Source organism: Halomicrobium zhouii, from assembly GCF_900114435.1.
GTDB classification, from domain to species: Archaea; Halobacteriota; Halobacteria; order Halobacteriales; family Haloarculaceae; genus Halomicrobium; species Halomicrobium zhouii.
Genome location: NZ_FOZK01000002.1, coordinates 547,797 through 564,687 on the forward strand (window position 1 = coordinate 547,797; position 16,891 = coordinate 564,687).

General features: G+C 68.0%; 18 protein-coding genes. 8 read left to right on the plus strand and 10 right to left on the minus strand.

Translation table 11 applies throughout. The annotated features are described in order from the left end of the window. Positions 1-25: 25 nt before the first annotated feature. Positions 26-934 (minus strand): AEC family transporter, encoded by a 909-nt coding sequence (locus tag BM337_RS09890; protein ID WP_089816445.1) that lies wholly within the window; start codon positions 932-934, stop codon positions 26-28. 118 nt (positions 935-1,052) lie between these two features. Between BM337_RS09890 and BM337_RS09895 the strand changes: the two genes are divergently transcribed. After that, a complete protein-coding gene (locus BM337_RS09895; RefSeq protein ID WP_089816447.1) occupies positions 1,053-1,262 on the plus strand; it encodes a hypothetical protein in 210 nt (69 codons plus the stop codon). Positions 1,263-1,329: 67 nt separating this feature from the next. Beyond that, positions 1,330-1,974, plus strand: coding sequence for a thiamine phosphate synthase (thiE, locus tag BM337_RS09900; RefSeq protein ID WP_089816449.1), 645 nt, complete (start codon positions 1,330-1,332; stop codon positions 1,972-1,974). Between the two features lie 47 nt (positions 1,975-2,021). Here the strand turns inward: thiE and BM337_RS09905 are convergent, their stop codons facing one another. Beyond that, positions 2,022-2,378, minus strand: coding sequence for a MarR family transcriptional regulator (locus BM337_RS09905; protein ID WP_089816451.1), 357 nt, complete (start codon positions 2,376-2,378; stop codon positions 2,022-2,024). Positions 2,379-2,590: 212 nt separating this feature from the next. On the opposite strand from BM337_RS09905, the gene BM337_RS09910 reads away from it, so the two are divergent. Further along, positions 2,591-3,730: a Fic family protein gene (locus BM337_RS09910; RefSeq protein ID WP_089816453.1), complete on the plus strand. Its 1,140-nt coding sequence runs from the start codon at positions 2,591-2,593 to the stop codon at positions 3,728-3,730. A gap of 28 nt (positions 3,731-3,758) precedes the next feature. Here the strand turns inward: BM337_RS09910 and BM337_RS09915 are convergent, their stop codons facing one another. Genes BM337_RS09915 through BM337_RS09925 form a run of 3 tightly spaced genes read right to left on the minus strand, consistent with a single transcriptional unit; the run spans position 3,759 to position 6,084 of the window. Next, entirely contained in the window at positions 3,759-4,367 is a 609-nt protein-coding gene (locus BM337_RS09915; RefSeq protein WP_089816455.1) for a DUF8130 domain-containing protein, read from the minus strand. After that, entirely contained in the window at positions 4,367-5,161 is a 795-nt protein-coding gene (locus BM337_RS09920) for an ABC transporter ATP-binding protein (RefSeq protein ID WP_089816456.1), read from the minus strand. The genes BM337_RS09915 and BM337_RS09920 overlap by 1 nt, the downstream gene beginning before the upstream one ends. After that, positions 5,158-6,084 (minus strand): ABC transporter permease, encoded by a 927-nt coding sequence (locus BM337_RS09925; RefSeq protein ID WP_089816458.1) that lies wholly within the window; start codon positions 6,082-6,084, stop codon positions 5,158-5,160. Before BM337_RS09925 ends, BM337_RS09920 begins: the two co-directional genes overlap by 4 nt. A gap of 191 nt (positions 6,085-6,275) precedes the next feature. Here BM337_RS09925 and BM337_RS09930 point away from each other — a divergent pair, with 191 nt between their 5' ends. Beyond that, complete coding sequence (locus BM337_RS09930; protein WP_089816460.1) at positions 6,276-8,222, plus strand: ABC transporter ATP-binding protein; 1,947 nt, start codon at positions 6,276-6,278, stop codon at positions 8,220-8,222. A gap of 37 nt (positions 8,223-8,259) precedes the next feature. On the opposite strand, the gene BM337_RS09935 is transcribed toward BM337_RS09930, so the two are convergent. Beyond that, on the minus strand, positions 8,260-8,787 hold the full coding sequence (locus BM337_RS09935) for a hypothetical protein (RefSeq protein WP_089816461.1): 528 nt from the start codon (positions 8,785-8,787) through the stop codon (positions 8,260-8,262). Positions 8,788-8,892: 105 nt separating this feature from the next. Between BM337_RS09935 and BM337_RS09940 the strand changes: the two genes are divergently transcribed. Continuing rightward, positions 8,893-9,831 (plus strand): oxidoreductase, encoded by a 939-nt coding sequence (locus BM337_RS09940; RefSeq protein WP_089816462.1) that lies wholly within the window; start codon positions 8,893-8,895, stop codon positions 9,829-9,831. Positions 9,832-9,859: 28 nt separating this feature from the next. On the opposite strand, the gene BM337_RS09945 is transcribed toward BM337_RS09940, so the two are convergent. After that, a complete protein-coding gene (locus tag BM337_RS09945; RefSeq protein WP_089816463.1) occupies positions 9,860-10,165 on the minus strand; it encodes a cupin domain-containing protein in 306 nt (101 codons plus the stop codon). A gap of 125 nt (positions 10,166-10,290) precedes the next feature. Here BM337_RS09945 and BM337_RS09950 point away from each other — a divergent pair, with 125 nt between their 5' ends. Further along, positions 10,291-10,770: a metal-dependent hydrolase gene (locus BM337_RS09950; RefSeq protein ID WP_089816464.1), complete on the plus strand. Its 480-nt coding sequence runs from the start codon at positions 10,291-10,293 to the stop codon at positions 10,768-10,770. Positions 10,771-10,943: 173 nt separating this feature from the next. Here the strand turns inward: BM337_RS09950 and BM337_RS09955 are convergent, their stop codons facing one another. From BM337_RS09955 to BM337_RS09965, 3 genes are all read right to left on the minus strand, one after another. Next, positions 10,944-12,146 (minus strand): ABC transporter substrate-binding protein, encoded by a 1,203-nt coding sequence (locus BM337_RS09955; protein ID WP_089816465.1) that lies wholly within the window; start codon positions 12,144-12,146, stop codon positions 10,944-10,946. A gap of 118 nt (positions 12,147-12,264) precedes the next feature. Then, entirely contained in the window at positions 12,265-13,128 is an 864-nt protein-coding gene (locus BM337_RS09960) for an ABC transporter ATP-binding protein (RefSeq protein WP_089816466.1), read from the minus strand. Then, positions 13,128-14,282, minus strand: coding sequence for a FecCD family ABC transporter permease (locus BM337_RS09965; protein ID WP_089816467.1), 1,155 nt, complete (start codon positions 14,280-14,282; stop codon positions 13,128-13,130). The genes BM337_RS09960 and BM337_RS09965 overlap by 1 nt, the downstream gene beginning before the upstream one ends. Positions 14,283-14,400: 118 nt before the next feature. On the opposite strand from BM337_RS09965, the gene BM337_RS09970 reads away from it, so the two are divergent. Then, positions 14,401-15,642: an ABC transporter substrate-binding protein gene (locus tag BM337_RS09970; protein ID WP_089816468.1), complete on the plus strand. Its 1,242-nt coding sequence runs from the start codon at positions 14,401-14,403 to the stop codon at positions 15,640-15,642. Continuing rightward, positions 15,639-16,868, plus strand: coding sequence for an ABC transporter substrate-binding protein (locus BM337_RS09975; RefSeq protein WP_089816469.1), 1,230 nt, complete (start codon positions 15,639-15,641; stop codon positions 16,866-16,868). Before BM337_RS09970 ends, BM337_RS09975 begins: the two co-directional genes overlap by 4 nt. Positions 16,869-16,891: the final 23 nt, after the last annotated feature.

Genomic DNA, 16,891 nt, shown 5'->3' on the forward strand with positions numbered 1-16,891 from the left:
CGACTGCCCATCGCAACTGGGCCGGTCACACCAGCAACTGGAGCGCGACGCCGAGCGTGCCCACCGAGACGACGGTGGTCGCGAAGACGGCGACGGAGGCGAACTCCGCGTCGCCGCCGAGTTCGCTCGCGTAGATGAACGTCGAGACGGCGGTGGGGGCGCCGAACATGACGACCGCGGCGTTGCGGGTGAGCGGGTCCGCCCCGAGCGCCGTGAACGCGACGAAGGCGAAGACGGGCATCAGGAACACCTTGAGGCCGACGACGCCGCCCAGCGCCTGCCAGTCCGAGTCGGGCATGCGCATCTCCAGGGCCGAGCCGACGAGGACGAGCGCGAGTGGGAGGGCCAGGTCGGAGAGCCAGCCCAGTCCGGTCTGGGCCGCATCGGGCACCGACAGCGAGTAGACGGAGGCGATCAAGCCGAGCGCGAGGGCGATCAGGACGGGGTTGGTCGCGAGGCTCCGGAGTTCGCTACCCAGGGAGGCCTCCGCGTCGTTCATCGAGACGAGCAGGAGGACGGTGAGGGGCACCTGCGTCAGCGCGCCGATGCCGAGGATGATGCTCCCTCGGCCCGCCGCGGCGCTGCCGAGCGTGACGGCCACGAGCGGCAGCCCCAGGAAGCCGAAGTTGCTGTGGTAGGACTGCACCATCGCGATGCTCCGGGTCGAGCGCGGGTCGGTCCGGCGGTGGACCAGCCAGCTGGCCCCGACGACGGCGAACAGGACGACCCACAGCCCCGCGAGCAGTTCCGGCGACAGTAGCGTTCCCAGCGGCTGGTCGTACGTCGAGAGGAAGATCAGCGCAGGGAGCGTCACGTAGAAGGCGACGGCGTTGAGCCGATCCCGCCGGGTCGCCTCCAGCAGTCCGACGTGGCGGGCGGCCAGACCGACGGCCAGCAACGAGAGCATGTAGAGAAGGCGGACGCCCAGATCCATGTGCTCCCATCTGGGAGTCCCGGTCTTGTCCCTTGCCCTTCCGTCCGGATCCGGTCGGCCAGTTGAGGAGTTCCCGCCTGCCTCCCCGCTTTTCCCGCTCGCGCCCCTACTGGCGGGTATGCCCGCGCGACGTGACCGCGACGACGCCGTCGCCGACCAGCTCGAACGCGTCGCCAGTTTGGTCCGCGACGGCGAGGCGACCATCTACGGCTACGACGTCGAGTACGACCCCATCCCCCACGAGTCGGGTTCGATCTCGTATCCCGGCGGCTGGCTCGAGTTCCGCATCGAACACGACGACGACGAGCAGGTCCGCCGCGAGGAGTGACCCTCTCGACCACGGAAGCGAGCCGCCGAAGCGCAAGAGTGAGAACCCGGCCCGCCGACCCCTCGCTATGGTCGACTGGTCCGTCTACCTCGTCACCGAGCAGCGCGCCTCGGCCGGCCGCTCGACGCCCGAAATCGTCGCAAGCGCCCTCGACGGCGGCGTCGGTGTCGTCCAGCTCCGCGACAAGGCCCTGCCGGTCCGCGACCGACTCGCCGTCGGTCGTGAGGTCAGGGAACTCACCCGCGACGCCGGCGTCCCGCTGATCGTCAACGACCGCGTCGACCTGGCCCAGGCCATCGACGCCGACGGCGTCCACCTCGGCGACGACGACCTGCCGGTCGAAGTCGCTCGTGAGATTCTCGGCGAGGACGCCATCATCGGCCGCTCGGCGTCGTTCGTCGAGGACGCCATCGCCGCCGAGGGCACCGGCGCGGACTACCTCGGCGTCGGGTCCGTCTACGCCACCGAGTCGAAAGCGGACGTCCCCGACGACGAGTACGCCGTCGGACCGGAGCGCGTGCGCGCCATCGCCGACGCCGTCTCGATTCCCGTCGTCGGCATCGGCGGAATCACCGCCGACAACGCCGCCGAAGTCGCGGCCGCCGGCGCCGACGGCGTGGCGGTCATCTCGGCGATCACGAAGGCGGAAGATCCCGAAACGGCGACAGTGGCGTTGCGAGACGCCGTCGACGGCGGGCGAAACCGGGAGTGAGTCGCCGAGGTCTCGGTCGATCAGGAGATGTCCCTATCCGATACGCCTCACTCGCGGTTCTCGCGCGGATCGACCGCATGTTCCTGCCACTCGTCGTAATCGAACGACCCGGCCTCGTGACTCACCGCGACGACCTCTGCGTGTTTCGCCGACGAATCGAGACCACGGACGTGATCGCTGACTCGCCAGTAGGTTCCTTTGAGGTCGACTCGACCGCTCTCTCTAAGCCGTACTAACGCCGGTCCGACGGAGTCGCTAGCGACTCCCGTCTCTTTCGCGATTTCCGACTGGGTGAACGCCTCGTCTGCGTGCCCCTCGAGATAGGTGAGGATTTCGTGCGCGTTCGGCCCCGACTCCGGACCGTCGTCGTCGAGTTCGTCGAATCGGTCCGTGCTAATTGGCATGGGCTGGCTATGTCATTCGTGTTTGCCGTCCTAAGCGATTTTGTTACTTCGAGATGACGGCTATTCGCCTGACGGCTAACTACGAGCCCGCGGATCACCCGACTGGTGAGACTTCGGCCCGCAGATCTAACTTCTACCGTCGCCAACTCACCCACAGTTAACCAAAGGCCGAAACGGTTAACTAACAAGCCGTCCAGCGGACTCGTAGTTAGATGGACCCCGCCGACTTCACTGCAGGACCGGGCCGCATCGACGACCACGAGGGCTTGCCCTGTTACACGCCGGCGAGCCTGCCGCCGGACCTCGAGTACACCGAGGACCTGCTCGCCGTCTACGGCGACGCCCAGTACGCACTCGGCCGGCTGGCCACGCTGGCCCGGGACATCGACAACCCGAACCTGCTCATCGCACCCTTCGTCCACCGCGAGGCGGCGATGAGTTCCCAGGTCGAGGGGACGAACGTCACCATCTCGGACATCTACCAGCACGAGGTGGGCGCCGAGCCCAGCCGGTCGGCGGCGGAACTCGACGACGTCCGCGAGGCGTACAACTACGTCGACGCGGTGACCCAGGGGTTCGAGAGACTCGACGACGGCGGGTCTATCGAGGTAGACCTGATCTGTGACCTCCACGAGACGCTGATGGGGTCGGTCCGCGGCGGCGAGGAGCGACCCGGCGAACTACGAGAGGTCCCCGTCTACATCGGTGCCCGCGACGGCACCCCCGAGGACGCCAACTTCATCCCGGCGAACCCGGACCTGGTGCCCCTCCTGCTCGACCAGCTCTTTTCCTACGTCGGCCGCGGTGAGTACCCGCCGCTGATCGACGTCGCGCTGACCCACTACCAGTTCGAGACCATCCACCCGTTCCGCGACGGCAACGGCCGGATGGGGCGGCTGCTCATCATGCTCCAGCTGTACGATTCGGGCCTGCTGCCGGGGCCGTACCTCTACCTGTCGGCCTACTTCAAGCGCTTCGGCGACCAGTACCGCGAGAAGCTCCTGGCGGTGAGCCAGGACGGCGCCTGGGAGGAGTGGATCACCTTCGTCCTCGACGCCATCGCCGAGCAGGCCATCGACGGCTACGACTGCGGCATCGAACTGACCGAGTTGCGCGAGGAGTACCGCGAGCAGTTCCCGAGTTCGCCGACGGCGCGGGCGCTCGTCGACTACTGCTTCGAACAGCCCTACCTCACCGGCCCGCGCGCCGTCGAGGCCACGGGCCGCTCGAAGCCCGCCGTCTACGACGCCATCGAGAAGCTGGAGTCGGCGGGCATCGTCGAGGAGACGACCGGCAAGCAGCGCAACAAGGTTTACGAGGCGCCCGAGATACTGGCCGTCGTGCAGGGGTGAACACGGCGGGCGTCACAGTCCGGATGCGCTAGGGAAGCACCGACTGGGCTTCGAGCGTGACCGTCACGTCGGGAGCGAAGTCGGTCCAGTCACCGCCCTCCGGGTCCGTTCCCGGTGGGGCGTATCGCAGGATGTGCTCCTCGAATTTGGCCCGGAGCCGATACGTTCCGGGCTGGATCAGGCCGTCGCCGTGGAGGACGTACCGTTCGGTGACCGACTCGTCGGCAGGGATCGGACGGACGAGCGGTTCCTGGGAGACGCTCATCCCGCTGGGCTTTACCTCGATGCGGTCGGTCTCGCCGTACCGGTCCGAGAGGAGGCGCGTATCGACGGGCCCGTGTTCCGTCTCCGTTTCGACGGCCAGGACCCCGAGCGGCCAGACGCCGGTGTTGCGCACGGCGACGGCGTCGTCCCCTCCGTTCCGTAGCGTAAACGACAGGGCACCGGGGCTATCGACGGTGATGGACGGGCTCTCGACGGCGACGTCCAGCGAGAGCGGGTGGTCCGCAGGCGACGCGCCCGAGGCGCCGGTCACCTGGTACTCCGTCTCACCACCGATACAGCCGGCGAGCCCCGCGAGTGCTCCGGCGGCGCCGGCGAGGTAGGCGCGACGTCGCATCGGCGTCCGGTCGTCCATCACTGCACACCTCCTTCGGGAGCGTCCCCGGCGATGGAAGCAGACTCGTCCCGTGGCGCAGCCGAACGGACGCCGTCCTCGGTCAGTTCGACGAACACGTCCTCGACCGCCGCGTCCGCGTCGAGGTCGAGCCGCTCGCGGAACCCGGCGAGCGTCCCCTCGTCGACGAGCGTTCCGTGGTGGAGGATGCCGAGCCGGTCGCAGACGAGTTCGACCTGGCCGAGGACGTGGCTGGAGAAGAAGACGGTCGCGCCGCGGTCGGTCTCCTCGGCGACGACGTCGCGGACGAGGGCGACGCCGTGGGGGTCCAGCCCGGTGAACGGCTCGTCGAGTATCAGCAGGTCGGGGTCGCCGACCAGGGCCATCGCGAGTGCGAGCCGCTGTTCCATCCCCTGCGAGAACTCCCCGGCCGGCCGGTCGACGGCGTCGCTCAGGCCGACGCGCGTCAGCAGCGCCTCGGGGTCGTCGTCGCTCCGCTTGGTATCGATCACCAGGCGGAGGTGGCGCCGCGCCGAGAGGTCGTCGTACGTGTCGTAGCGGTCCGGGAGGATGCCGACGCGGTCGTGGAGCGCGACCACGTCGTCCCAGGGGTCCAGCCCGAGGACGGTCGCGCTCCCGTCGGTCGGCCGGACGTAGTTCAGCAGCAGGTTGATCGTCGTCGACTTGCCCGCACCGTTGGGTCCGAGGAACCCGTACACTTCGCCAGACTCGACGGTGAGGTCGAGGCCGTCGAGGGCGACTGTCGACCCGTATCGTTTGGTCAGTCCGTCGGTCTCGATGGCCGGCGTCGTCACGCCAGGTCACCCCGTTCGAAGCGGTACCGGGCGAGCCAGAGGGGGACCACCAGCCACGCCAGCAGGACGACGACACCACCGACCTCGTGGAGGGAGAGCGGGACCGACGCCCCGGTGAACGCAGTCTCGACCACGTAGCCGTTGACGCTGTGTCCGGTCGCGACCTTGGTCGCGACGGTAGTGAACAGCTCACCCCCGTTCCCTGCCCCCAGAATCCAGTTCGTCAGCGTCAGGTAGGCCCGGTCCGGCGAGAGCCGGAGGAGGCCGAACAGCAGGGCGTCCGCGGGCGGGTCGTAGGGATTGACGGCGCGCCCGGTCAGGGACGAGTACGCTGCGACGGCGAGTTGCGACCACAGCAGGACGAACGCCAGGAAGTAGCCGACGACGACGCCGCTGGCGCGGACGGAGCTCGTCGTCACTGCCGAGACGGCCGTCGCGATGGCCACGAGGACGGCGAGGTAGAGGAACGTCGCCAGCAGGACGCCGAGGAACGCGAGCGGCGAGAACAGCCCGTAGCGGAACGCGCCCACGCCGCCCAGCAGGACCGCCGGGACGGTCACCGGGAGGACGAAGCCGGCGGTCCGGCCGACGGTCTTGGCGACGAGGACGTCGGTCCTGGTCAGGGGCAACCCGAGGGCGAACTTCAGGCTGCCCGACGTTCGCTCGCCGACGACCGACCCGTAGCTCAGGACGAGCACGCCCAGCGGGACGAGCGTCGTGACGCCGACCTGGACGAACCCGACGCTCATCGACGGGCCGAGGTGCTCCCAGCCCAGGTACGTCGGTCGCCAGCCGAAGACGAACACGAAGACGGCGAGGAGCCAGGTGCCTTTCGAGGTGAGGACGGTGCGCGCCTCCTTGCGCGCGAGCGGAACCCACCGGGGGAGGGACGAAAGCGGGAGGGCGGCGAGCGGGCGGGACATGGACGGCCGTGCGGAGGTAATGAAAATAGATTTACCGATCGGGATTGCGCACGAAACCCTCCGTCTGGTGCACGACGTTCGTGGCGGACGTCGCTGCGACGAGACCGGCGTCCCGAGTGCCCTGTTCGGGCGACACCGCGACCGAACGGGTTTCCAAGAGATTATGTACACTGACTCGATAGTCAGTCTCCATGGCCGCCGACGAGGAGACGCCGTTCGACCGGTACCGCCAGCGCATCGATAGACCGCTGGTCCGGCTCTTCAGAGAGTACGGGCTCGAACGAAAGCGCTGGTTGATCGTCGGCCTGTTCGCCAACCTCGTCGCCCAGGCCGCGTCGCTGCTCCCGCCGGTGGTGCTCGGCGCGGCCATCGACGCCGTGTTCGGCGAGAGCGACACGGCCTACCAGCTCCCGCTCGTCCCGACGTCGTTGCTCCCCCAGCAGCAGGTCGAGCAGTTCTGGTTCTCAGTGATCCTCATCGCCGGCGCCTTCCTGACGACGGCGGTGTTCACCTGGATATACGGCGTCGTCGCCAACTTCTTCGCCCACGGCGTGATGCACAACGTCCGCTCGGACAGCTTCGAGAAGATGATCCGGCTGGACGCCGCCTTCTTCGACGACAAGCAGACCGGCGAGGTGATGTCCATCCTCTCGAACGACGCCTCGAACCTCGAACTGTTCCTCGACGACGCGCTGATGAACGGCGTCCGACTGGTCGTGATGGTGTTCGGTATCGCCGCTATCCTCTTCCTGCTGAATCCCCAGCTCGCCGTGGTCACGCTCCTCGGGCTCCCGCTGATGGTCGCCTTTACCTGGTGGTTCATGCGCGTCATCGAGCCCCGGTACGAGGACCGCCAGTCCGCCGTCGCGACGTTCAACACCCGCATCGAGAACGGGATCAGCGGCGTCGAACTCGCCAAGGCCACCTCCAGCGAGGAGTACGAGTCCGGCCGCGTCCGGGACGCCTCGCGGGGCGTCTTCGAGTCCATCATGGAGGTGCTGAAACTCGCGTACTTCTACCGGCCCGGGATGGAACTGCTCGCCGGCCTCTCCTTCGCCATCACCTTCGTCGTCGGGGGCTACTGGCTGCTCGCCGACGGATTTGGCCCCTTCACGAGCGAACTCAGCGTCGGGGTCTTCATCACGTTCGTGTTCATGACCCAGCGGTTCGTCTCGCCCCTGGCCGAAGTCTCCAGCATCGTCGACCAGGTCCAGAACGCCCGCGTCTCGGCCTCGCGCGTCTTCGGCCTGTACGATATTCCAGTCCGTATCGAGGATTCTGAGGACGCCGTTCCCCTCGAAAGTCCGGCGGGCCACGTCGAGTACGAGGACGTCTCCTTCGCCTACCCGGACTTCCTGGCCCGCGCCGAGGGCGAGGACGACCGGACGGCGGCGGCGACCGGGACGGCCCAGGCTGACGGTGGGGCCGTCCTCGAATCGACCGGCGACGAGGCGGAGTACGTCATCGAGGACGTCTCCGTCGAGGCCCAGCCCGGCGAGACGGTCGCCTTCGTCGGCTCGACCGGTGCCGGCAAGTCGACGCTGTGTCGCCTGCTGCTGCGACTGTACGACCTCAACGAGGGCGCGGTGCGCGTCGACGGAACGGACGTCCGGGAGATCGAACTGGCGAGTCTGCGGACCCACGTCGGCTACGTCTCCCAGGACGCCTTCCTCTTCGACGGCACCATCGGCGACAACATCCGCTACGGCCGCTTCGAGGCGAGCATGGACGACGTGCGCGACGCCGCCCGTGCCGCGGAGGCCCACGAGTTCATCTCCGAACTCCCCGAGGGCTACGACACCCGCGTCGGCGAGCGTGGCGTGAAACTCTCTGGCGGGCAGCGCCAGCGCATCGCCATCGCCCGCGTCGTCCTGCAGGACCCCGCGATTCTGGTGCTGGACGAGGCGACGAGCGACGTCGACACCGACACCGAACAGCGCATCCAGTCGTCGCTCGACGCACTCACCGAGGACCGGACCACGTTCGTCGTCGCCCACCGCCTCTCGACGGTGGTCGGGGCCGACCAGATCGTCGTCCTCGAGGACGGCCAGGTCGTCGAGCGCGGCGCCCACGAGGAACTCGTCGACAGCGGTGGCCGCTACGCCGAACTCTGGGGCGCTCAGACCGGCGGACACTGACCGTGGCCGCTCCCGCAGACGTCGCCCGGCCGCCCGCTCAACCGGCCAGCGCCGGGGACCGCTCTTTCACCGTCGCGTAGCCCGCGCCGAGGACGGCGCCGTAGACGACGTGGCCGGCGGCGAAGACGCCCGCCGGAACGAGGCCGCCGAACGAGGGGCCGGAGACGAGGGCGAGCTGTTCCGCCGCCGCGTTCGCGACCCACGGTAACTCGAAGATGAACGGGAGGATCGAGATGGAGACGGCGGCGATGGTTATTCCGTAGGTTATCCCGAGGAGGGTGTACTCCCGGACGCCGAACTCCGCGATGAAGCCCTGGACCGCGGGGTAGGCCACGATGACGGCGAACAGCGCCCCGTAGACGGCGGCGATGGCCAGGTGGACGACCCAGCCGACGGCGACCGACGAGACGCCTGCGATGGTAGCCAGCACCGGCAGCAGGTCCGTGCCGAACTGGAGCAGGAACCCCATCGGCAGGCCGGCGGCGAACCCACTGACGAGACCGGCACCGACGGCGCGGGCCTCCAGGCCCAGCAGGCCGCGCTCTTCGGCGCGGGCGTGGTCCATCGGCCGGCGCTTGGGCCGTCGGGGGCAAAAACGGGCTGCCTGCGATGGCAGCCCGAGGGGACAGAGCCGGTAGTTTTCTCACCCGTCGAACCGAACGTTCGGTCGATGAGCGACGACTGGACTGCCGACGACGTGCCGGCGATGGACGGGGAGGTCGTGATAGTGACCGGCGCCAACAGCGGCATCGGCTACGAGGCGGCGCGAGTGTTCGCCGACCGAGGAGCGACGGTCGTCATGGCCTGTCGGTCCGTCGACCGGGGCGAGCGCGCGGCCGGCGAGATACGGGCAGACGTCCCCGACGCCGACCTGGACGTCCGGGAGTGTGACCTGGGCGACCTGTCCGCCGTCACCGACTTCGCGAACGTGTTTACGGACGACTACGACGAACTACGCGTCCTCTGTAACAACGCCGGCGTGATGGCCATCCCCCGGTCGGAGACGGCCGACGGCTTCGAGACCCAGTTCGGCGTGAACCACCTCGGCCACTTCGCGCTGACGGGCCACCTGCTCGACGCGCTCGCCGACACGCCGGGTGAGTCCCGCGTCGTCACCCAGTCTAGCGGTGTCCACGAGCGGGGAACGATAGACTTCGAGGACCTCCAACACGAGAAATCCTACGACAAGTGGGCGGCTTACGCCCAGAGCAAGCTGGCGAACGTGCTGTTCGGCTACGAACTCGACGACCGCCTGGGCGAACACGGCGTCGACGGCGTCACCAGCGTCGTCTGCCACCCCGGCTACGCCGACACCAACCTCCAGATTCGGACCGGCGAGGCCTCGGGGTCGACGCTCCGGCTCTGGGCGATGAAAGCTGCCAACTACGTCTTCGCCCAGCCAGCCGAGATGGGGGCGCTGCCGATGCTGTTCGCCGCAACGTCCGAGGAGGTCATCGGTGGCGAGTACGTCGGTCCGGTCGGCCTGTTCGACATGCGCGGCCACCCCGGCTTCCAGCGCTCGAGCGAGGAGTCCTACGACCAGGCCGTCGCCGAACGGCTCTGGGACGTCTCGGAAGATCTGACCGGCGTCGCGTACGACTTCGGGTGACCGTCTGGCCGACGAACGGGCAGGCCCCTCAGTACTCCGGCGGGACGTAGAGGTTCAGCGACTCGAACGGTTCGTCGCCGTCGGTCGCCAGTTCGTGGGTCTCGCCGGCCTCGATGACGACGAGGTCGCCAGCGGTGATCGAGACGGGTTCCCCGTCGACAGTCGCCGTGGCCGCCCCGGAGACCGCGTAGAGCCACTGGTCGCTCTCCCGGTGGTAGTTGTCGGGCCCGCCAGTCGACTGACCGGGATCGAGCGTCATCACGGCCGCCTGGGCGTCGCTGGTCGTCAGCAGCACGTCGAACCAGTCGTCGGATTCGAGGGTCGTTCGTTTCACGCTGGTCGGTTCGTGCCGCGTTGGGCAATGAATTTCGGGTCCCAGGTCCGACGGCCCGTCGGTGCCACCCGGCGACCGGACCAGTCCCGAATAATTGACGTACCCCGGCGGCGCAGTCACCGCCGATGAACGAACGCGGGCACGTCGAAAACGCCGTCCTGTTGAGCGTCGGCATCGCGGTCATCCTCGAAGGTGAACTGGCGATCCCGACTGTCGAGGCGCTCCTCGCCGTCGGCGTCCCGGTCACGCTCGGTGCACTCTTTCCCGACATCGACACCAGCTTCGGGACCCACCGCAAGACCTTCCACAACCTCGCGACCCTCGGGGCGTTCGTCGCTTTCCCCGTCTTCTTCGGTAACCTCCACTACGTCTGGATCGGTGTCGCGACCCACTACGTGCTGGACATGCTGGGCAACATCCGCGGGATGGCCCTGTTCTACCCCTACCCCGAGGAGTACGACATCCCGGTGGGCGTGGCCGTCTCCAGCAAGTGGTCGGACGCGGTCACCCTCGCGGTCACGGCGTTCGAACTGGCCGTCATCGCGGCCGTCGTCCACTACGACCTCCACCAGCCAGTGCTGGAGGCGGTGGCGCCGTACGTCTGAGGCGCGGAGCGCCGGCACTGCTCTGGGCCGGCCGTCACTGGTCGACGCTGACCGACGCCGGCCGCCGCTGGCCGACGCCGGCCGGCGCTGGTCGACGTCGGGTCGGCGGAAAAGGGACGTCCGGTCGACAGTGACCGGACTGGATCACGGCAGGTCGGCGGGTCGGTGACGGCTCAGAAGTCGCCGTTGACGACGTCCGAAACGCGCTGGCGGTCGAACAGTTCTCCGTCGTGGTCGTACAGGGTCGCGGCGAGGCGCTCGGTGACCACGAGGTTGGTGATCGGCCCCTGGTACAGCGGCCCGGCCTGGTAGACGTCGCCGTTCTGGACGGCGGTGAGGTCGCCGGCGACGTCGTGGTCCTGCATGTACGAGACGACGGTGTCACGGAACTCGTCGGCGGTCTTCGTCTCCTGGCCACGGAGGAGGAGGGCTGGCGGGTCGACCTCCAGTAGCGTCTCGTAGTCGATGGCGCCCCGGCTGGTGTGGAAGTCCTTGACGTCCGTCTCCGCGAGGGCGTCTTTCACGCCGAGGTCGCGGAGGTGTTTGAAGCTCGTCCCCGGACCGATCGTGTAGGGGTAGAACGTCTCGGGCTGGTCGCCGGCGCCCCAGACGACCGCCGCCGACGGTCGCTCGCTGCGTGTGGGCACGACCGGCGCGAGCGCGTTCTGGAACTCCTCGTGGACCGACTCGAACGCCTCGTAGCGGTCGGTCTCCTGGAACACCGCTGCGAGTTTCTCGAAGGCCTCCATGAGGGAGTAATAGCGGTACTCGCTGTGCCAGGTGTACCCCGTCGAGAAGATGCTGTTGCCGAAGAACGGGCCGATCTGTTCGCTCACCTCGTCGACGTCGGTCTGATCCCAGCCGTCGAAGCGGTTCTGCAGGAAGTTGGGGTCGATTATGTGAACGTCGCCGTCGAGTTCGTAGAACTGCTCCTTGCCCACGCTGCCCTGCTGGGAGAGCGTCGCCATGTTGCTCTTGTCGACGCTGACGTCCGGAATCTCGTCGTAGTAGTGGGTGTGGTACCGACTCGGCAGCCAGAGGCCTTTCGGGGGCTCCTGTCCGAGTGCGATGCCCATGTCCGCCCAGCTTCCGTTGTTAGCGACCCACGTCTCGGGCACCGACTCGAAGGTCACCTCGCCCATCGGCTCGATGGCGACCGAGTAGCTCGACTCCGCCGCCGTCGTGGTCTCCGACGGCGTGCCCGAGTCGGTCCCGGACGTGCCGTCCGTCTCGTTCTCCGCGTTCATCTCGGTCTCTCCATCCGTCGACCGGGCGCCGCTCTCGTCCTGGCTACAGCCCGCGAGTCCGCCGACGGCTGCCAGGGCGGCGCTGGTCCGGAGTACGTTCCGTCTAGTCCGTCGCGTGTCGTCGCTCATCACAATTTAGGTTCGCCTAAAATTGTAAAACAGTGTCGATCCGGACCACGTCGACGCGCCGTCCTCCGGAGACGAGGTCCGCCACCCGCCACCCGCCGCCAGCATCCGCCGCTCGTCGTCAGTTCCGGTCGTCGGGGAGCGCGCGCCTGGGCAACACCTGCAACTCCGGTTCGTACTCGACGGTGGCCTCGACGCCGAAGACGTCGGCCAGCAACTGCTCGGTGACGACGTCCTCTGGCGGGCCCCAGTCGTACAGTTGCCCGTCGCGCAGCGCGATGAGGTAGTCGGCGAACCGGGCCGCCTGGGCGACGTCGTGGAGGACGACGGCGACGGTGACGTCGGTCCGCTCGTTGAGCTGGCGGACGGTCTCGAGCACCTTGAACTGGTTGTGCAGGTCCAGGAAGGTAGTGGGTTCGTCGAGCAGCAGGACGTCGGTGTCCTGGGCGAGCACCATCGCGATCCAGGCGAGCTGTTTCTGGCCGCCCGAGAGCTGGCCGACCTCGGAGTTCCGGAGGTGCTGGACGCCGGCCATCTCCAGGGCCCGCTCGACGGCCTCGCGGTCGGCCTCGGTGACGCTCTCGAAGAACCCCCGGTGAGGGTACCGGCCGTGGTAGGCCAGGTCCTCGACGGTGATGGTGCCTGGCGACTCGTTCTCCTGGGAGAGGACGCCCAGCGCGCGTGCCAGCTCCTTGTCGCCGAACGAGTCGACGCTGTCGCCCCAGAGCCTGACGTCGCCCTGGTCTGGCGCGAGGTGGTTCGAGAGCCCCTTCAGCAGCGTGCTCTTCCCGCTGCCGTTGGGCCCGACCAGGGCCGTCACCGCGCCCTCGGGGACGTCCAGGCGCGCGACGTCGACGATGGTCTCCTCGGCCGAGGGGTAGCTCAGCTGTAGTTCGTCGGCGACGACCGCGCTCTCGACGGCGACGTCGTTGGTGTCAGTGATCCGGTCGTGGTCACTCTCGTGGGCGGCGTCTCGCTGTGCCATCAGAGGTCACCCATGGTCTCCTGTTTGCGCATCAGGTAGAGGAAGTACGGCCCGCCGACGACGCCGGTGACGACGCCGACGGGGATCTGGATCGGGCTCAGCGCCAGCCTGGCGCCGACGTCGGCGACGACGAGCAGCGCCGGCCCGGCGAACACGCAGCCGATCACGAGCCGGCGGTAGTCGCTCCCGAGGACGATGCGGACGACGTGGGGGACGACGAGCCCGAAGAAGCCGATGATGCCGGCGACGGCGATCGCGGTGCTGGCCGCGAGGATCGCGACGCCGGAGAGCATGAAGCGGACGCGCTCGACGCGCATCCCGAGCGACTGGGCCGTCCGCTCGCCCAGCAGGAGGACGTTGAGCTGTCTCGCGCCGGCGACGGCCAGCAGGATCGCGATGGTCGCGGGGACGATAGCGAGGCGGACCTGCTCCCAGCCCGTGCCCGTGAGCGAGCCGGTGATCCAGGCCAGCGCCGACTGGACGACGCCGAGGTCGTCGGCGAAGAAGAACAGGCCGCGCTGGAGCGACTGGAACACCATGTTGACGATGACGCCGGCGAGGACGAGCCTGACCGGGCTGGTCCCGCCCTTCCAGGCGATGCCGTAGACGAGGAGGAAGGCGATGGTCCCGCCCAGCGCGGCCAGTAGCGGGAGCAGCGACGTCGTGTTGAACGTGAACGTGCCGAACAGGAGCGGAATCGCGATCGTCACGCTCGGGAAGACGACGAGGGTCAGCAGGACCGTCAGTCCGGCCCCGGAACTGACGCCGAGCACGTACGGGCTAGCGAGTTCGTTGCGCGTCACGGCCTGGAAGATGGCGCCCGAGACAGCCAGCGACGCGCCGACGATGGCGGCGACGAAGACGCGGGGCAGCCGAATGTTCCAGACGATCAGGCTCCGGCGGTTCATCTCCGGGAGTTCGGTCCCGAACACGAACGCCTCCCAGGCGTTCGGGTTGAAGATGACCTGCGGGTTGAACACCGCGCGCCAGGCCTGTTCGATGGTCATCGTGAACGCCCCGAAGCTGACCTGGATCAGCCCTGCGAAGACGGTGACGGCCGTACACGCGAGACAGAAGACGACGAGATCGCCGGTGAGCCAGCCGCGATCCTCCGCAGTGTCCGAGACTGGGGCCTCCGAGTGCGCACCGGCCATGTTGAGTTTAGGTACGCCTAATCTCTGTGTTAACAGTTTTGATCCGGACCGGATCGTCACCGATTAGGTCTGCCTAAAAACCGGTAGCTCTTTAGTCCTTTAGGCAGCCCTAAATCGTATGCGAGACCTGACAGACAACACTCGTCGACGGTTCCTGACCGGCGCGAGCGTCGCGCTCGGGACGGCCATCGCCGGCTGTAGCCAGGGTGGCGCCGACGACGCGACGACGCCGACGGCGGACGACACCGTGAACGGCGAGACGACGACCGAAACCGGGACCGACGCTCCATCGTCGACCGAAAGCTCGTTCACCGCATCGTTGTCGCCGGCGGGCGAGGTCGCCTTCGACGCAGTCCCAGAGAACGTCTTCACCGTCTTCCCGCAGTACCTCGACATGGCCGTCGCACTGGGCCACGGCGACGCGGTGAACTCGGTGTACGTCCCCGAGATGTCGGGGACGACGATGAACCACTACTACCACCACCTCGACGGCGTCTCCGTCGAGTGGGAAGGACTCCAGGACCCGCTCAGTGACGGCCTCCCGAAGGAACTCCTCTACGAACTGAACAGCGACGTCCACCTCGCCGACCCCGCGTGGGCGTCGGCCCAGGATGGCTGGAGCCAGTCCGACGTCGACGAGGTCGACACCCAGCTCGCGCCCTGGTTCGGGAACTTCTACAGCGGGACCAACGAGTCGCCGCCGGAAGGGGACGACGACTACCAGTACTACACGCTGTGGGAGCTGTTCGGCGCCGTCGCCGACGTGTTTCAGGAGCGCGAACGCTACGAGGCGCTCGCTCAGGTCCACACCGACCTCGTCTCGACGATCCAGGCTGACCTCCCGCCGGAGGAGGAGCGGCCCACCGCGGTCCGGGTGACGCTCTCGCGTGACGGCGAGTCGTTCTGGACCTACCACCTCAACGAGCCCGGCTACTGGCTGGCCGACACCCGTCCGCTGGGGGCCCGGGACGCCTTCGCCGAGGAGGACTGGGGCGGCCTGTGGGGGACCGTCGACTACGAGGCGATGCTGGAGGCCGACCCGGACGTCGTCCTCCACCTCTGGGGGATGACGCCCAACTACAGCATGGCCGACACGCGGGAGAAACTCGAATCCAACTCCGCGGGCCAGACGCTCACCGCCGTCGAGAACGACCGCGTCTACCCGGCCGGGATGCGCTACCAGGGCCCGATCATGAACCTCTTCCAGATAGAGATGGGCGCCAAACAGCTCTATCCCGACGTCTTCGGCGAGTGGCCCGACTACGAGGACGGCGAGCACTACCCCGAGATTCCCCAAGCGGAGCAGTTGTTCGACCGCCAGCGGGTCGCCGATATCGTGACGGGGGCGTTCGACGAATGAGCGACGACGACGTCGACGCGACCGGTTCACTGACGCGACGAGAGACGATCGAGTACGGCGGCGCGGTCGTCGCCGGCGGCCTGCTGGCCGGCTGTTCGGGCAGCGAGTCCGCGCCCGCGACCGACGACACCGCGACCGGCGACACCTCCGCGGCGACCGGGACGGCGACGGAAACGACCACCGAAGGCAGTTCGTACTCGGTTACCATGTCGCCCGTGGGCGAGGTCACCTTCGAGTCGCCGCCGGAGACCGTCTTCACGCGGCTCACTCACCACGCCGACATGGCGTTCGCGCTCGGCCACGGGGACGACGTCACGGCGATGCACGCGCCGGACTACTACGACGGGCTCTGGAACCAGTACGTCGAACGGCTCCCCGGCGTCACACTGGACTGGGCCGGGCTGTACTCCTCCTGGAAACCGAGCAAGGAAAAGCTGTACGAACTCGACAGCGACGTCCACCTCGCCGACCCCGCGTGGATCGCCCAGCTCGACAAGTGGGATCAGTCAGACATCGACGAAATCGCGGAGAACGTCTCTCCGTGGTTCGGCAACTCGCTCAGCGACATCCACCGCGAACCGACCGGCGAGTGGGCCGACGACTACGAGTACTACGGCCTGTGGGAGCAGTTCGAACTCGTCGCCGAGGCGTTCCGCGAGCGAGCGCGCTACGAGGAACTCGCCGCCGTGCGCGAGGAACTCCGCTCGACGATCGACGCCGACCTTCCGGCCGAGTCCGAGCGCCCGACGGCGGTCATGATCGCCGCCGCCGACATCGAGGAGATATACACGTACACGATGAACACGCCGGGATTCCTGACGGCACACACCCGTCCGCTCGGGCCCCGCGACGCCTTCGACGGGAACGTCGAGAGCAACTCCGTGGTCGACTTCGAGGCGCTCCTGGACGCGGACCCCGATGTCGTCCTCCACCTCGGCGGGATGGAACCGGGCACGAACATGGCCGAGCGCCGCGTCGCATTCGAGGACGACCCGGTCGCGTCGGAGATCACTGCCGTGAAGAACGGCCGCGTCTACGCCCAGGGCGCCCGCTACCAGGGACCGATCCTGAACCTCTTCCAGCTGGAGATGACGGCCAAACAGCTCTACCCCGACGTCTTCGGCGAGTGGCCGACCTACGAGGAGGGCCCGTATCCCGAGATCCCCGAGGACGAGCAGCTGTTCGACCGCCAGCGAGTCGCCGACGCGATCAACGGCGAGTTCTGAAGGTGCTGGCTCGCGCTCCTGGC

Bases quoted from the DNA above. Each gene is read 5' to 3' on its own strand.
- BM337_RS09890 (WP_089816445.1), bottom strand. From the start codon at position 934: ATGGATCTGGGCGTCCGCCTTCTCTACATGCTCTCGTTGCTGGCCGTC.
- BM337_RS09895 (WP_089816447.1), top strand. From the start codon at position 1,053: ATGCCCGCGCGACGTGACCGCGACGACGCCGTCGCCGACCAGCTCGAA.
- thiE (WP_089816449.1), top strand. From the start codon at position 1,330: ATGGTCGACTGGTCCGTCTACCTCGTCACCGAGCAGCGCGCCTCGGCC.
- BM337_RS09905 (WP_089816451.1), bottom strand. From the start codon at position 2,378: ATGCCAATTAGCACGGACCGATTCGACGAACTCGACGACGACGGTCCG.
- BM337_RS09910 (WP_089816453.1), top strand. From the start codon at position 2,591: ATGGACCCCGCCGACTTCACTGCAGGACCGGGCCGCATCGACGACCAC.
- BM337_RS09915 (WP_089816455.1), bottom strand. From the start codon at position 4,367: ATGGACGACCGGACGCCGATGCGACGTCGCGCCTACCTCGCCGGCGCC.
- BM337_RS09925 (WP_089816458.1), bottom strand. From the start codon at position 6,084: ATGTCCCGCCCGCTCGCCGCCCTCCCGCTTTCGTCCCTCCCCCGGTGG.
- BM337_RS09930 (WP_089816460.1), top strand. From the start codon at position 6,276: ATGGCCGCCGACGAGGAGACGCCGTTCGACCGGTACCGCCAGCGCATC.
- BM337_RS09935 (WP_089816461.1), bottom strand. From the start codon at position 8,787: ATGGACCACGCCCGCGCCGAAGAGCGCGGCCTGCTGGGCCTGGAGGCC.
- BM337_RS09940 (WP_089816462.1), top strand. From the start codon at position 8,893: ATGAGCGACGACTGGACTGCCGACGACGTGCCGGCGATGGACGGGGAG.
- BM337_RS09950 (WP_089816464.1), top strand. From the start codon at position 10,291: ATGAACGAACGCGGGCACGTCGAAAACGCCGTCCTGTTGAGCGTCGGC.
- BM337_RS09955 (WP_089816465.1), bottom strand. From the start codon at position 12,146: ATGAGCGACGACACGCGACGGACTAGACGGAACGTACTCCGGACCAGC.
- BM337_RS09960 (WP_089816466.1), bottom strand. From the start codon at position 13,128: ATGGCACAGCGAGACGCCGCCCACGAGAGTGACCACGACCGGATCACT.
- BM337_RS09965 (WP_089816467.1), bottom strand. From the start codon at position 14,282: ATGGCCGGTGCGCACTCGGAGGCCCCAGTCTCGGACACTGCGGAGGAT.
- BM337_RS09970 (WP_089816468.1), top strand. From the start codon at position 14,401: ATGCGAGACCTGACAGACAACACTCGTCGACGGTTCCTGACCGGCGCG.
- BM337_RS09975 (WP_089816469.1), top strand. From the start codon at position 15,639: ATGAGCGACGACGACGTCGACGCGACCGGTTCACTGACGCGACGAGAG.